Annotated in this window: 17 protein-coding genes; 9 read left to right on the plus strand and 8 right to left on the minus strand. The window is 46.3% G+C overall.

Annotation, left to right across the window (positions count from 1 at the left end):
- Window positions 1-94 precede the first annotated feature (94 nt).
- The gene (locus I8U27_RS10950; RefSeq protein WP_181752101.1) at window positions 95-1,375 is read left to right on the plus strand and encodes a dihydrolipoamide acetyltransferase family protein; all 1,281 of its coding nucleotides are present in this window, start codon (window positions 95-97) and stop codon (window positions 1,373-1,375) included.
- Between the two features lies 1 nt (window position 1,376).
- The gene (gene lpdA / locus I8U27_RS10955) at window positions 1,377-2,798 is read left to right on the plus strand and encodes a dihydrolipoyl dehydrogenase (RefSeq protein WP_181752102.1); all 1,422 of its coding nucleotides are present in this window, start codon (window positions 1,377-1,379) and stop codon (window positions 2,796-2,798) included.
- Window positions 2,799-2,862: 64 nt separating this feature from the next.
- Here the strand turns inward: lpdA and I8U27_RS10960 are convergent, their stop codons facing one another.
- The gene (locus I8U27_RS10960; protein WP_181752103.1) at window positions 2,863-3,765 is read right to left on the minus strand and encodes an EamA family transporter; all 903 of its coding nucleotides are present in this window, start codon (window positions 3,763-3,765) and stop codon (window positions 2,863-2,865) included.
- Window positions 3,766-4,062: 297 nt separating this feature from the next.
- A complete protein-coding gene (locus tag I8U27_RS21140; RefSeq protein WP_198065870.1) occupies window positions 4,063-5,616 on the minus strand; it encodes a golvesin C-terminal-like domain-containing protein in 1,554 nt (517 codons plus the stop codon).
- Window positions 5,617-6,064: 448 nt separating this feature from the next.
- Here I8U27_RS21140 and I8U27_RS10970 point away from each other — a divergent pair, with 448 nt between their 5' ends.
- Both I8U27_RS10970 and I8U27_RS10975 read left to right on the plus strand, forming a co-directional pair.
- Window positions 6,065-6,553, plus strand: coding sequence for a hypothetical protein (locus tag I8U27_RS10970; protein ID WP_181752104.1), 489 nt, complete (start codon window positions 6,065-6,067; stop codon window positions 6,551-6,553).
- Between the two features lie 101 nt (window positions 6,554-6,654).
- Window positions 6,655-7,050, plus strand: coding sequence for an acyl-CoA thioesterase (locus I8U27_RS10975; protein ID WP_181752105.1), 396 nt, complete (start codon window positions 6,655-6,657; stop codon window positions 7,048-7,050).
- Between the two features lie 92 nt (window positions 7,051-7,142).
- Here I8U27_RS10975 and I8U27_RS10980 read toward each other — a convergent pair whose 3' ends face one another.
- Window positions 7,143-7,376, minus strand: coding sequence for a DUF1128 domain-containing protein (locus tag I8U27_RS10980; protein WP_309506134.1), 234 nt, complete (start codon window positions 7,374-7,376; stop codon window positions 7,143-7,145).
- A gap of 168 nt (window positions 7,377-7,544) precedes the next feature.
- Between I8U27_RS10980 and I8U27_RS10985 the strand changes: the two genes are divergently transcribed.
- A complete protein-coding gene (locus tag I8U27_RS10985) occupies window positions 7,545-7,952 on the plus strand; it encodes a DUF309 domain-containing protein (RefSeq protein WP_181752107.1) in 408 nt (135 codons plus the stop codon).
- A 78-nt stretch (window positions 7,953-8,030) separates the two neighbouring features.
- Here the strand turns inward: I8U27_RS10985 and I8U27_RS10990 are convergent, their stop codons facing one another.
- The 3 genes from I8U27_RS10990 to I8U27_RS21000 are packed head-to-tail and all read right to left on the minus strand — an operon-like array spanning window position 8,031 to window position 8,979.
- Window positions 8,031-8,609: a YdcF family protein gene (locus I8U27_RS10990; protein WP_181752108.1), complete on the minus strand. Its 579-nt coding sequence runs from the start codon at window positions 8,607-8,609 to the stop codon at window positions 8,031-8,033.
- A 59-nt stretch (window positions 8,610-8,668) separates the two neighbouring features.
- Window positions 8,669-8,872 carry a hypothetical protein gene (locus I8U27_RS10995; RefSeq protein ID WP_181752109.1) on the minus strand — a complete coding sequence of 68 codons (204 nt, stop codon included), beginning with the start codon at window positions 8,870-8,872 and terminating at the stop codon, window positions 8,669-8,671.
- On the minus strand, window positions 8,845-8,979 hold the full coding sequence (locus I8U27_RS21000) for a hypothetical protein (protein WP_258567775.1): 135 nt from the start codon (window positions 8,977-8,979) through the stop codon (window positions 8,845-8,847). Before I8U27_RS21000 ends, I8U27_RS10995 begins: the two co-directional genes overlap by 28 nt.
- Window positions 8,980-9,214: 235 nt before the next feature.
- On the opposite strand from I8U27_RS21000, the gene I8U27_RS11000 reads away from it, so the two are divergent.
- Window positions 9,215-9,394, plus strand: coding sequence for a hypothetical protein (locus I8U27_RS11000; protein ID WP_181752110.1), 180 nt, complete (start codon window positions 9,215-9,217; stop codon window positions 9,392-9,394).
- Between the two features lie 53 nt (window positions 9,395-9,447).
- On the opposite strand, the gene I8U27_RS11005 is transcribed toward I8U27_RS11000, so the two are convergent.
- Window positions 9,448-10,686 (minus strand): MFS transporter, encoded by a 1,239-nt coding sequence (locus I8U27_RS11005; protein ID WP_181752111.1) that lies wholly within the window; start codon window positions 10,684-10,686, stop codon window positions 9,448-9,450.
- Window positions 10,687-10,902: 216 nt separating this feature from the next.
- Here I8U27_RS11005 and tpx point away from each other — a divergent pair, with 216 nt between their 5' ends.
- Both tpx and thpR read left to right on the plus strand, forming a co-directional pair.
- Entirely contained in the window at window positions 10,903-11,424 is a 522-nt protein-coding gene (gene tpx, locus I8U27_RS11010) for a thiol peroxidase (protein WP_181752112.1), read from the plus strand.
- A gap of 76 nt (window positions 11,425-11,500) precedes the next feature.
- Complete coding sequence (gene thpR / locus I8U27_RS11015; RefSeq protein ID WP_232345400.1) at window positions 11,501-12,073, plus strand: RNA 2',3'-cyclic phosphodiesterase; 573 nt, start codon at window positions 11,501-11,503, stop codon at window positions 12,071-12,073.
- Here thpR and I8U27_RS11020 read toward each other — a convergent pair whose 3' ends face one another.
- Entirely contained in the window at window positions 12,074-13,321 is a 1,248-nt protein-coding gene (locus I8U27_RS11020) for a dicarboxylate/amino acid:cation symporter (RefSeq protein ID WP_181752114.1), read from the minus strand.
- 205 nt (window positions 13,322-13,526) lie between these two features.
- Here I8U27_RS11020 and I8U27_RS11025 point away from each other — a divergent pair, with 205 nt between their 5' ends.
- A complete protein-coding gene (locus I8U27_RS11025; protein WP_181752115.1) occupies window positions 13,527-14,861 on the plus strand; it encodes a vWA domain-containing protein in 1,335 nt (444 codons plus the stop codon).
- The last annotated feature ends 24 nt before the right edge of the window (window positions 14,862-14,885 follow it).

Here is a 14,885-nt window from a genome sequence, read left to right on the forward strand (position 1 = left end):
AAGCGGTGGCTGCGCACGCGGATCATAGGCTTGCGCCACCGCATCATCTTGTTTACAGAAGATGTAATTTCTGTAAGATGGGAGGAACACACACGTGGCTTACGAATTTAAATTGCCCGAAATGGGTGAAGGGATTCAAGAGGGTGAAATCGTTAAGCTCCATGTTAAAGAAGGAGATACGATCGAAGAATTTGAGACATTTGTCGAGGTGCAAACTGACAAAGCGGTTGTCGAAATACCTTCGCCGGTTACCGGAACAATCAAACAGTTGAAAGTAAAAGAAGGCGATATTGTTGCTGTTGAATCGGTCATCGCCCTGATCGATGCGGAAGGGGAAGCAGCTGCCGAAACCCCCGCTGAACCCCCGGAGCCCCCGGCAACAACGGAAGAGAAAAAAGAAGAAAAAGTTCCCGCTGAAGCGCAAATTGCTGACGCAGTGGCAGAAACCAAAAAAGGGAATGTTTCCGCAATGCCTTCCGTGCGCAAGCTGGCCCGTGAGCTGGGAGTAGATATTACCCAGGTCAAGGGTACAGGTAAACACGGCCGCATTCTCGCTGAAGATGTGAAGAAATTTGCAGACGGCGGACAGGTGGAAGAGGCTCCTGCCGCTGTACCCGACAAAGAAGAAAGGCCGGCTGTTCAATTCACTAAGACAGCCGTTGAAACGACCGGCACCGAAGAGCGCATCCCTCTCCGGGGCATTCGCCGTACCATTGCCAAACGGATGGTGGAAAGCAAACACACCGCCCCCCATGTGACCATTATGGATGAAGTGGATGCAACCGAGTTGATCTCCCTGCGCAAATGGGGGAAAACAATTGCAGAGGAACGGAATATCAAATTAACCTATTTGCCGTTTATCATTAAAGCGGTGATCGCCGCCCTGCGTCAATTCCCAGCGCTAAACGCCTCCATAGATGATGAGAAAGAAGAAATCATCCTCAAGAATTACTATCACATCGGACTGGCAGCTGCCACTGATCACGGCTTGCTGGTACCCGTTCTGAAGGATGCCGACCGCAAATCCATTTTTGAATTGGCGGAAGAAATTTCCGACAAAGCAACACGGGCGCGTGACATGAAATTGGATGCGGGTGAACTGAAGGGAAGTACCTTCACTATTTCTAACATTGGTGGCTTTGGCGGACAATTCTTTACCCCGGTTATTAATTATCCGGAAGTGGCGATTCTGGGTGTGGGGACGATAAAAGAAAAACCGGTGGTACACAATGGGGAAATCGCGGTTCGTCCGCAAATGTTTGTATCCCTCAGCTTTGATCACCGCTTGATCGATGGTGATGTGGCTGCCCGATTCCTGAGCCGGGTCAAACAACTGCTTGAAAGCCCGAATCTACTGATGATGGAGATGAGATAAGATGGTAGTAGGAGATCTTGCACAAGAAGTGGATGTTCTCGTAATCGGTGCAGGTCCCGGCGGTTATGTGGCCGCCATTCGGGCCGCACAACTAGGAAAAAATGTAACCATTGTAGATAAAGGAGCATTGGGCGGTGTCTGCCTGAATCGCGGATGTATCCCGTCCAAAGCGATGATCAGTGCTGCTGAACGTTATACGCACATCAAAGAAGCCAGCGATGTGGGCATCGAAGTATCCGGCGATGTGAAAGTGAACATGCCCAAACTGGTTGAATGGAAAAATGGTGTTGTTAAAAAGCTGACCGGTGGCGTCAAATCGCTGCTCAAAGGAAATAAAGTGGAAATTGTTTCCGGGGAAGCTTACTTCAGCGGCCCGAACAGTGTCAGGGTATCCAATGATGAGTCGGCCCAAACGTATAAATTTAACGATGTGATTATCGCAACCGGCTCCCGTCCCGCTGAATTAAAAGTTCTTCCCTTTGACGGAAAACGGATTTTATCTTCCACAGATGCTCTTAACCTGCAGGAAGTTCCCGAGCGTCTGGTGGTTGTCGGTGGCGGCTACATCGGTCTGGAACTGGGGACTGCTTACGCCAAACTGGGGGCAGAAGTAACCATCCTGGAGGGAACGAAATCCTTGCTTCCCGGAACTGACCCTTCACTGACCAAAATGGTAACCCGCAAACTGAAAAAACTCGGTGTGACAGTTGTTACTGAAGCAATGGTTCAGGGAGGCGAAGTAAACGGTGATGAAGTAACCGTTCGTGCGTCGGTGAAAGGGGAAGAAAAAACCTACACCGGCGACTATTGCCTCGTATCTGTCGGACGCACGCCGAATACCGACGAGCTTGGCCTTGATATTGCCGGTGTGGAACTGGATGAACGTGGCTTTATCAAGATTGATAACCAGTGCCGCACCAACGTGGATCATATTTACGCAATCGGGGACTGTGCCGGTGGTGCGCTGTTGGCTCACAAAGCAAGCTATGAAGCAAAAGTAGCTGCAGAAGTGATCAGCGGCCAAAATAGTGTGATCGATTACCAGGCGATGCCTTTCGTCATCTTCAGTGACCCCGAAATCGCCTACACCGGTCTTACTGAATCAGAAGCCAAAGAAGAAGGCTATGATCCTGTTGTCAGCCGGTTTGCGTTCCAGGCCAACGGGCGGGCCCTCTCCATGAATGCGGCCGATGGGTTTGTACAGGTGGTTGCTGACAAAGAGACGAAACAACTCCTCGGTGTGCAAATCGTCGGTCCTGAAGCTTCCACTCTTATTGCCGAAGCTGTGTTTGCGATCGAAATGGGTGCCAATGCCGAAGATCTGGCCCTTACGATCCACGCTCACCCAACTTTGCCGGAAACCCTCATGGAAGCGGCGGAAGGCGTTTTCGGAAATGCGATTCATATGGTAAATAAAAGGTAATCCAAGTGAACCCCCGGAATGATCCGGGGGTTTCATCATTTTTTTGGATCTGAAAGGAAAACTACTATTCAGATTTGGACAACAGAATAATGGTTGCGATGATGCACAAAGCACCCATCCATTCGATTGTACCAAAGGAAACATGAAGCCAGACGACAGACATGATGGCTGCCGTTAAAGGCTCGGCGCAGGACAGCAGGCTGGTTTCCGAAGGGCGTAAATACTTTAAACTCTCTAAGTAACAGTAAAAAGCGATCAAAGTACCGAACAGAATCACAAAAACAACAAATAAAGCAGTTTTCAAATTCCATTCTCCTTGAATTTCCCACGGTGGAGAAATAAAAGAAAATCCAACTCCACCTACGATCATTCCCCAGCCTACTACAAGGGTTGCCCCCCATTGTGCAAGTAATTTAGACGGTTGTAAAGTATAAAAAGCCAGTGTGAAGGCAGAACCGATTCCCCAGAACAAAGCCCACTCGGAGATGGACAGATCTTTCACCCGGCCGTCGGTAACCAGAAAAAAAGTACCTGAAAGAGCAAGAATGACGGCGACACTCTCTTTTCCGGAGGGCAGACGCCTCGATCTGACCGCTAAATAGCAAGTGATCAAAACCGGCGCCAAATATTGCAGTAAAGTAGCCGTTGCGGCATTTCCAGCCTGTATCGCGGCAAAATAAGTATACTGCACTCCCAACATTCCAATGATGCCAAATAACAGAAGACTGATTCTGTCATGTCTGGATTTCCAAATGGCCCACAAACCGTGTTTATTCTGAAAACGGGCTGCCGATAAGAGTAAAATACCGGAAACAAGCAGACGAATGACAACAAGCCACTCAGGTGTAAAACCGTCATTTTGAAATAAATGCTGGGCAACTGTACCTGAAACTCCCCACAGGACAGCTCCGGTCAATACCAGGGCAAATCCTTTAACTCTTGCTAACGTTTGTGAGGCCCCAAGCATAACAACCATCCCCAGTATTTTTGATTTTCAAATGCTATATGTAATATATCGCATTCTAATATAATATACAATAACATAAATGAATGACCACAATGTTTTATTCAAAAATTAATAGATGTTGCAACTTTAAAGCAAGATTATGCGTCTGTAAAAATAAAACACAGATACAACCGAGGGTGAAAGTTTTAATCATGCCCTCCCCCTGTGATACACAACACTTTCACAGAAAAAACCCCCACTGGCCGGCCCGCCAGTGGGGAAAATCAACTCTTCTGAATCTCATGAATCAACAGGTGGTTAACGTTTTACAATTTTTACGGCGTCGGCAATTACATAGCCGGTACCGCCTGTCCACCTTGACACACCGATGACATCATAATCTCCTGCCGCCAGACTAAAGGTTCCAAGGAGGTTCCATCTTCCTCCATTTGCCTGCTGATTGGCATAAACCGTTGCAATGGACCCGTCTGATTTTTTGATCAGATAGGGTGCTCTGTCGTTGTATCCGCTGTCTGCCGGCCACCAGGCATATACATCGTAATTGCCGGAGGACGGAACGTTAATTTTGAACCAGGCAGGATCACTTACCTCTTGTGGAGTGATAAAACGATAATCACTGCCGTATTTTTGGCTGCTCCAGGTGCTTGTGCCCCAGTTGCCGCTGGCGGTAAAGCGCCCGGAGGTGCTGTTATCGACAACGATGCCCGGTTGGTCGCCCCCGCCTCCATTTACCAATGACATATAGTAGGTCCAGTTCCAGTTCGGTCCCGGGTCGGTATGGGTGGCCCCGGGAACTTCGTTGTGCCCGATAATGTGGCTCCGCGTTTTCGGAATACCGTACTTGTCACAAAGCCAGCGGGTTAAGTTGGCAGATGCCCGGTACATGGCATCGGTATACCACTTCGGATCATTGACATATCCCTCGTGTTCAATCCCGATGCTGTGCTGGTTATAAGTCCAGTTTCCTGCATGCCAGGCAATATCTTTATTTTGTACCATTTGCGTGATCTCGCCGTCACTGGAGCGGATAACGTAGTGTGCACTGACGTTGGAAGAAGAGTTTTGGAACCAGCTGATCGCTCCGGCGTAGGAGCCCTGGGTGGTATGAATAATGACATAGTCGATGGAGAGACCGTTCGCTTCACGATTAGAAGCCGTATAGTTACTACTGTGTGCCGGAACCCAGCGGGCTCCCGGATAATCGGGAGTTGCCATGGTGCCGACCGGATCGTCGACATTCTCGTAGTTCCCACGGTTGGGAGTTACCTTCACCGGATCAAGGTAGATGTCTTTTCCATTGATTTCCCGATACGCCCCCTGGTTGATAATCTTATATACCTCATCTGCATACCATTTAACAGCCAACGGGCTGGTTAACCCACTGTAGGCAGCTACAGTTGTATACCAGTCTCCCAGCTTTTGCGGAATCTTTCCGTTGTTTTGTTCCCTGGCCAGCGAGGCCAGCACAGCTGCGCCCCCGCGGATGTTTTGCTTTATATCTGTTTTTAATTGTTTTTCCGGAACACCGATCAGTTGGCTGGCCTTGGAGAGAGATTGGTTTTTCGGGTTGTCGGCCAGGTGCATGACGCCATATCCATTCAGTTGACTTGGTTCACCTTTGTGGTCTTGCCACCGTGTTTCACCATAACTGACTGCCAGCAAAATTTCCAGCGGTACGTCAAATTCTCTGGCCGCTTGTTTGAAATACTGATAAAGAGGCCCCGTTTGATAGGTTTTGTCCGGATGCGAATTTGCGTTAGTGGAACTTTCATTGGCCAGCAATGTAGAGGGACTGAGAGAAAAAACCAACAAACAAACAATGGACAACCAAACCCAGCGCTTTGCTCGCACAGTCAATTCCCCCTCTTTGGGATTGTCAATTTGAAATATTTCAAACTGCAATTATATTATATGATTTTATATGTATTTGCACAAGAAATTTATTAAAAATTGAATAAAAAATCATTTCGATAATAGGGAAGCAGAATAAAGATATTTAGAGGTGAAAGATAGAGATAACAGCAGGAAACAGACAGTAATACAATAAATAGTATATATGAAAGAGCATAAATGAAATGTAAATAATTAACATAATGAAAAAAGATTTTTTGCTGGTAATTTGATTATAATGGGAAAAATAAACTTATTTAATCTTATTTTCCTGGGAGGAATACGGGTTTTACATATTGAATATAGTTAGTCCCTGAAAAAAAACAGGTTAATGATTTAGGCACTTGTTTTACCTGAGGGTGATGGGAAATAAACGGATTCCTATTGAAAATCAAGGAGGATCTCGACGATGAAGATATGTGAAGTGATCCCATCTCTCAAATTGCTTAATTTTAATGTAGAAAATGTAGAACCTGAGCGTATGACAAAAGACCAGTTACATATTGTCTTTCAAATTATCGGGAATGTGCTGGAATCAAACTCGCCGGCAACCCGGGAAGAAAAAGAAGAGTTTGAGCGATATCAAAATAGTTACTTACGAAAGCGGATTGTCCGTTGCTGGCAGAGAAAGAAAATACGCTTTCCTTTTCAGTATGACGCCGGAACCTGTCGGGATATTTTTGAAGAGATCAAGCCGATGCTGATCAGATATTTTAAAGAGGAATATAAAGGAAAAGAATTCCGGATCAATCCTCTCACTTTTCGCGCGTTTCTCTGGAACCAGGAATATCTCTCCAAAAAATTCAACCAAATCCCGGATTGCAGATGCTGGGGAGAGATATTAAAAGTGGCGGATCAGCTGAAAGAAAAACAAATGTTAAACCTTCAATCCGATTAGCACACAAAAATGATTCCTATTTGCCGGAATACCTTTTACGGCAGGGAAAAATCAGATTAAAATAAAAATGAACAAAACATTTTTGGGCAGGAGTACTAAAGATGAAAACCTCAATCCAAATCGAAGTGCGACCAACAGAAATTGATGTAATGGGGCATGTGAACAATGCCAAGTACCTGGAGTACATGGAATGGAGCAGAGAGGATTGGTACAACAAAGCTGAGCTGCCATTTGATGTTTTTACAGAGATGGGAATAGGAACCGTAACTGTAAATATCAATATCAACTATCGGAAAGAGGCGAAGTTGGGGCAGAAGTTGACGATTTCTACGGAACCGGTCAGAAAAGGGAGAAGCAGTTTTATATTGAGACATGAGATTGTCAATGAAGATGGGGACCTGGTGGCGGATGCGGAAGTTGTCAGCGTGACGATTGATTTAAAGGAAAGAAAATCAGTGCCGATTCCAAACGAATTGGCAAAGCAATTTCCGGGATAACAGGCACCGGATCGGTACATAGTTAAAAAGCAGGGTTATCAAGCTATCCCTGCTTTTTATGTTGGAAAGACAGTAGGCCTTTTACCGTATCATTATTTTGCCGCTTTGCGCATCCCTTTAAGTTCTTCCAAAACTCCTTCAATTTCCATCATCGTTAAGCGGCCTTGTTTCTTTTGAATCATTTTGTAGATGTCCAGGATCTCTTCATAATCGCCTAATTGAAAGTCTTCCGGATTGATAATGGCGGCGTTGACCACTTTAAGGTTTGCTTTGATCCCCTTGATAATAAACTCCAGATTTTCCTGGGTGGCTGTTTCCAGATTCACGGGCTCCATCCTCTCTTCAACTCTGCGTTCTTCCTTATTGTAACGAAAAACGGGATATAATTAAAATAAAAGGTTTAACTGCAGCGGGGCGGGATCAAACAAGTATGGATGGCTGGCCGTGCAAAAAATGGCTTACCACGTATATCAGCGGATTAGAGGGGGAGAGAGATGGCAGAACATACTTATGATTATCCGCAGCTTTATATTGATTTTCTGTATTATTTTAACGTGGAACAGGACTATTATGAGTGTCATGAAGTACTTGAAGAGTTATGGCTGGAGGAAGGGAGGGACCGCTTTTATCAGGGACTGCTGCAAATCGCTGTCGGCCTGTACCACTTTCAAAACGGGAACATCGGCGGGGCGGTGAAGATGATGAAAGCCGCCCATGACAAACTTGCTGAATATCCGGAACCTTTTCGGATGGGGATTGATTTGCAACAGGTAAAAAGAGAGACAGAACATTATTTGAAGCGTCTCGAGCGGTTTTCGGAACATCCGTTTTCTTTTTATCACTTTAAAATGGAGTTGGCAGATCCTGTCCTGCAAGATTTGGTCAAACAAAGAGCAGATTAAAAATTAATTTATGCACTGAAGTGCGATCACACGCCTGCTAATCAAAACCCCCCGCTTCTGGTTGAAGTAGGGGGAAATTCACTGGTGGAATACTTTTTGCTTGATTAAAGCCAGACATTCCCTCGTTTTGTGGTAGGGCATAAACAGCACTTGAGAGTGCACAGGGGCAGCTGAGGCCTGAATCCCCGCCTGGCGGGCATAATTTAAGGCCCGATACATGTGATAATCATGAGTGACGAGATAGAGCTTTGTCCATTTGTGTTTTTGCAGCACCTCAGCAGTGAATTTAAGGTTTTCTTTGGTGTTGCTGGATCGGTCTTCCAGGATCAGGTGCCCGGCCGGGACACCGCGGTCCATCAGGTATTTTTTCATCCCTTCCGCCTCAGTGATTCCGTTATCACCGAGGCCGCCCGAAAGAACGATATATTGCACCAATCCGTCTTTGTAAAGACTTAATGCCTGATTTAACCTTTCTTGCAGAGCAGGGCTGGGTTGTTGATCCCACAGAGCGGCCCCCAAAACAATGGCTGCCTGGCGGGGAACGCGGTCCGGTTCCGTATCATCGTAACGTGATACCAGGATCCATAAGTAGCTGAATGGGATCATAACAAGGATAAACAGAACAATTCCTGTGATCATCCATTTGTTGGCGAACATGTGCCACAACTCCAATGATTGGGAATTTGAGCAAAGTGAATATTGCTTCCTGTTAATGGTTATGTCTCCAATTGACAATCAGACATCGATGGAGGATGGGGATGATAAACAGAGAATTTGCCGTTTTCACGGTTTAGATCAATCACTAACCCATCCATCCAGGCTGCTTCGGCAGGCAGCCAGACAAAGGGTATCCCCTGTTTGACCTCTGTTTCAAAATGGGGCAGGATTTCTGTCAGCTCCAGGGCAAATGATGGTGGCAACCGGAAGTCAGGGGAATGACACGCACTGCGAGCGGTTTGGATGATTGTTCTGGCAGGATGAGCAATTTTAGTTTGAGTGCGGCTAATTCACTGAGTTGCAGATTCATGTTGGTTTCCCCCGGATTTAGACTGGTCCATTGCCAATATATCAAAAAGGAAAACAAAAGAAAAGGGAGCCGTCTTTGCGGCCTGTCACAATTTTTCGCTGAAGATGACTGATACAGGGCTCTGTTTGATGCCTGCATCTCCGGACAGGTTCAAGATTTCCCCCGTCTTATAATATACGAGCCACCCGTTTGGTTCATTCATTTTGGCCAATACTAATAAACAGGGGTGAGTGCGTTGAAAAAGACGGGCATGCTTTTTTTATATGGAGGGCTCTTTTTATCTTTGTACGTGGTTCCCCGCCTGTTATTAACGAGTGTAAGTTTTGGGTGGGGCAGTTTGATCTATTGGATTCTGTTCGTTTTGTCAGCTCTTTTTGTCTCCCGGCAGGAGCATTGGACCACTCGCCATGTGTAATACAACAAAAAAGCCCGGTGATCGGATTCTTTGTCTGACAGCCGGAGCCGGTTTTAAGCCGTTTGTTGAGTTTCCTGGGTCCATTCTTTCACTTTTTGGTCAGAGGGCAGGAAGAAGGTGAGTAATCCCAGCAAAGGGAGAAACGCCAAAAACTGCATAACGGGAGACAGGCCAAAGAAGTCGATACATTTTCCCAGCGCAACGGCTCCGACGGCGCCCATCCCGAAGGCGAGGCCAACGATCAGGCCGGAAACGGTGCCGATCTTTCCCGGAAATAGTTGTTGGGCATAGACGACGGTAACGGAGAAACTGGATAACAGAATAAATCCGTTCACTAAACAAATGACATAAGCCCAAAATGGATCTGTATAAGGAAGCAGCAGGGCTAACGGCGCAGAGCCCAGCATGGAGAAGCAAATGATATTGCGCATGCCAAACCGGTCTGCCAGCGGGCCGCCAAAAAATGTCCCAATCGCACCTGACAATAAAAACAGGAAAATATAGATTTGTGATTGTTGCAGCGAGATTTTGTATTGTTCCATGAGATAAAACTGATAATATGTGCTGATTCCGGTAAGATACCAGGTACGGGCGAAAACGAGAAAAATGAGCAGGAACATGGCGATGTACAGTGTTTTTTTCAACCGGTCATGACCTGGGGACGAGGTATTTTTCTTTTTCAAAGGGCGTGAACGGGTAAGCAGGGACTCCTGATACCATCTGGCGATAAATAGTTGAATGAACAGGGCGATTCCCGCCACAAGCGTAAACCAGATCGCTCCAAATTGGCCGAGTGGAATAAAGATGAAATAAGTCATCAAAGGAGCGAGTGATTGGCCGGCGTTTCCGCCCACTTGGAAAATCGATTGGGCCAGTCCCCTCCGGCTTCCCGCAGCCATATAGGAAACCCGGGAGGATTCAGGGTGGAAGACGGCGGAGCCTATTCCCACCAGTACCACAGCCAGTAACACAAACAGGTAACTGGGGGCAAAAGCCAGACAAAGCATTCCCAAACAGGTAGAAGCCATTCCCAGTGGCAAAAGATAGGGAGAAGGACGTTTGTCCGTGTACCATCCAAATACCGGTTGCAGGATGGAAGCTGTAAAGTTAATGGTAAAACCGATCCATCCAATCTGCGTGTATGTCAAATGCATCGATTTCTTCAATATGGGGAAAATGGCCGGAATCACGGATTGGATTGAATCATTAAAAAGATGGACAAGACTGATCAAAAACAAAATGTGATAGACAGTTGGTTTTATATTTACATTTTGTGATGATTGCAATGGCATCAACAAGTCTCCTCTTCGTATTGGGCGTAAACAGAAGATTCTGTTAAACAACGGAATTTTCGGCTACCGAAATTATAAAGCGGTGAAAGGGAATTGGCAAGAAGAATCTTTAGACGAAGGAGTCAGCAGTGAACCTGGTTTTCACGTGTTTCCCTCCACCATGGACACATGGTAAGATATAAAAGTAGTTTATCGAAAGAAAGGAGAATAAGGACGATGCCACAAGAACGACATGGAGCGATTACCTTTAAAGGAAACCCGGTGACTCTGCTGGGGCCTGAAATTAAAGTCGGGGATCAGGCACCTGATTTTTCTGTGCTGGCGAATGATCTGTCCCCGGTTACCCTGGATGACAGCAAGGGTACTGTCCGCATCATCAGTGTTGTACCCTCTCTGGATACCGGCGTATGCGATTTGCAAACCCGCCGCTTTAATGAAGAAGCAAGCAAATTGGAAGGAGTAAAAGTTCTTACCATCAGTGTTGACCTTCCGTTTGCGCAAAAGCGCTGGTGTGGTGCGGCAGGAGTGGAAAACCTGCAAACCCTGTCTGACCATCGCGACTTATCATTCGGCACCGCCTACGGAGTCGTGATTAAAGAGCTGCGCTTGCTCGCCCGCGCTGTATTTGTGATCAACAAAAATGATAAAGTTGTTTATGTGGAATACGTTTCCGAAGCGACCAACCACCCGGATTATGAAGCACCGGTAGTCGCTGCCAAAAAGGCACTGGAAGCTTAATCTTCTACATAAGACAAAAACCCGGTGCCAAGGTGCCGGGTTTTGTTTTCCCGTATGTCAGGAGTGAAGTTCGTTGATGACAGGTTTAACTCCGCGTTTATTTGTCGCGGTTCCCCTGCCCGCAGCGCAAAAAAAACTGCTGGACAGTTGGGGCCGGGAGCGCAAGCGGGAATGGCCGTTTGGCAGGTGGGTGTTCAGAGAAGATTATCATATTACCTTGCAATTTTTGGGGAACTGTTCAGAAGAACAGATCAAAAAAATGATTCCTGCCTTACACAAACTAGCAGCGGAACAGGCTGTATTTTCCCTTGCTGTCCAAGGGTTGGGAACTTTTGGCAGGCCTGAGCAACCCCGGATCCTGTGGGCAGGGGTGGGGGGAGAGCTGGAGTTATTGCACCAATTGCAACAACAAGTTGTTCAGAGTTTGGCCCCGATCGGCTTTTTGCCGGATGACCGCCCGTATCGCCCTCACATTACCCTGGCGAGAAAATACCAAAAAAATCATTTTCCTTTGCAATCATTACAGCAATTACAACTGTGGAAAACAGGTGACACCACATGGAAGGTGAAGGAAATCGTTCTCTATGAAACTCGGCTGGGCCGGCAACCCATGTATCATGCCCTGGAGCGCTTCCCCTTTAAAAAGTAGTTAGCCGGCAGCCAATTTTTGTTTCATCCATTCCTTTCCTTTCAGCCAACGGGTTACAATCATGCTGCTAACTGTATCACCAGTGGCATTGACCATGGTGGCCGGCGGGTCAACCAGTGTGCCAAGGATGGCCAGGATGGGAAGAGCCTCCGGTGGAAATCCATACATGGTGACAATCAACAATTCGCCGATAAACCCACCTCCCGGTACACCGGACATGACGGTTCCGCTTAACAGAGCGATCAGAAAGGCTGTGAGGTAAGTATCAAGCCCTGTAAACGGCATGCCAAAGATCCCGAATAAGAAGGAGATCTTTAAGATGGCACTTAAGCATGAACCATCCATATGAATGGTTGCGCCGATGGGAATCACAATTTCCCGCACTTCCCTGTCGACTCCGATTTTTTGCGCTGCTGCCAGGTTTGCCGGGATGGTGGCTACACTGCTGCCAGTACCCAGTGCTGTGACGGCAGGAGTAAGGATCTCTTTCCAGAAAGTGCGGATCCCTTTGTTTCCGCCTGCAATAAAAGCATATAACGTAAAAAAAAGCACGAAATAGATGATAGCTACAGGGTAATAAACGGCTGCAGCACGGGCGTATGAACCGAGCAATTCCGGTCCGAAGACACCTACTAAATTAGCGAAATAAGCTCCCAATCCAATCGGAGCAATCCACATGAGAATGGAAATAAGTTTCATCATCACTTCCGCGAGAGCTTCCAAACCTCTGGCGACGGTCTTTCCTTTTTCACCGGCGAGGCTGACGGCCATCCCGAACAGGATAGAGAAAATAATCAGTGGCAGCATATTTTTGCGGGACAGCAGGTCGCTGAAATCCGGAACGGTAAAGGTTGATACAATTTGATCTCCTGTTTTCAACGGTTCAGTCTGTTCCGGCTTCGGCAGCTCAATCTGGACACCTTCTGCCGGGGGAAACAGTTTCACTGCCGAGATCATTAACGAAGAGGAAAGAAAACCGGTAATGATAAAGATAGCGAGCATAATCCCCAATATTTTGCCCAACGTCTTTAAATTGGCGATATTAGCGACCGCACTGCTGATTGAAATCAGCACAAGGGGAACGACGACGGTAAAAATAAGATTGAGAAAGATCGTCCCAACCGGTTTCAAAGCTTCTGCTTTCGGGCCTAACATCACACCGACGATACACCCGACGGCAATGGCGGCCAGCAATAAAACAGGGAACCGGTAATTGCGGAAGTAGCTTATTTTTTTACTGCCTTCCATACCATTCATCCTCCTTTTGCTATTATTTATAATCATCATACCTGATTTAAGCGTATGCGTGTTAGTATATCAAACGCAGGATTCATCATAGAAGCCTTAACCAGAGAAATAAAACTATCATCTTAAACGGATGATTTTGTTGACATATTAGGGTAAAATCTACTAATCTTGACCTTAGATTTACATAGTTGCAGGGGGTATCAAAGTGAAAAGCCTGAAAAAGCTGGCTGTCATTGCAACAGTTGCTCTGACGTTCTTTGCAACTGGTTGCGGCTTGATCGGTGCATTTGATAAAGAAAACCAAACTCCAAAGGCCCAACCGGCAAAAAAAGAGGAAAAGCCCAAACCGGGAATTCCTGAAGATCCTTTGAAGCCTGTGAAGGAAAATTTAGATTACATCCTGCACCAACCCGCGGGGAAATTTTCCGGTGACAAATACGACAAACAAAGTGTAATCGCAGAACTGTCTAAAACTTCCCTCAATGCAAAGGAAAAGGATAATTTTTATAACTTAGTTAAACTTGTAGGTGAAGATTATTCCAAGTACACCGATTTCTTCAAGAATTTTAATACTTCCGCTCCGGCTCCTACTCCCACCCCTACGTTGACAGTCAACGGACAGGTCGTTTCCAGGAAACTGAATATCGAGATTTTATTGGATGCCAGTGGCAGTATGAATGAAAAAATAGGTTCGCAAACAAAGATGGATCTGGCAAAACAGTCCATTCATTCGTTTCTTTCCCAAATTCCCAAAGATGCCAATGTGATGCTGCGCGTTTACGGGAACAAAGGAAGCAACAGTGATGCGGATAAAGCCGTCTCCTGCCGGAGTTCAGAGGTGATTTATCCTCTTAAAAGTTATGATTCCGCTTCGTTTGCATCAAAGATGAAAAAGGTTCAACCTTCCGGATGGACACCTCTGGCCAGAGCGATTCAACAGGCCCAGACCGATTTAGCCTCCCAGAAGGATGCGCAAAATATTGTTTATATCGTGAGTGACGGAAATGAAACCTGCGACGGAGATCCGGTGGCGGCGGCATCTGCTTTGAGCCAGTCCGAGATCAGAGGGATTGTCAATATTATTGGCTTTGATGTAGATGACGCGGGCCAAAAAGCGTTAAAAGAGGTAGCCGAGGCAGGCAACGGAACCTATACTACCGTGGAATCGGAACAGGATTTAGACGGATATTTTGAAAGCCAGAAAGACCGGCTGTATAATGCCTGGGATACCTGGTATAACCATAATTGGGAACAAGCCGACAAATATTACAATGAAGGTTGGGAAGCCCTGGATCAGGCATATAATGAGATGTGGAACAAGGCTGATAAGGAGTATAACCGGATGTGGGAAGTATGTGATGAAACACCGGGTTGCGGCGCAGAAGTGAAATCATGGCTTGACGACCGGTCTGCACTCATTAAAGAGTATGCAGATGATGTGAGTACTCGTTTAAAAGAAGAACTAAATAAAAATACCACAAAAGCGAAAAACGAGTATGATGACAGAGCGACCAAAGAGAAGCAGAAAATATTGAATTAGATCGCGGAGTGAAAGAAAAAGAGG

This window comes from Paenactinomyces guangxiensis (assembly GCF_016055185.1).
GTDB classification, from domain to species: domain Bacteria; phylum Bacillota; class Bacilli; order Thermoactinomycetales; family Thermoactinomycetaceae; genus Paenactinomyces; species Paenactinomyces guangxiensis.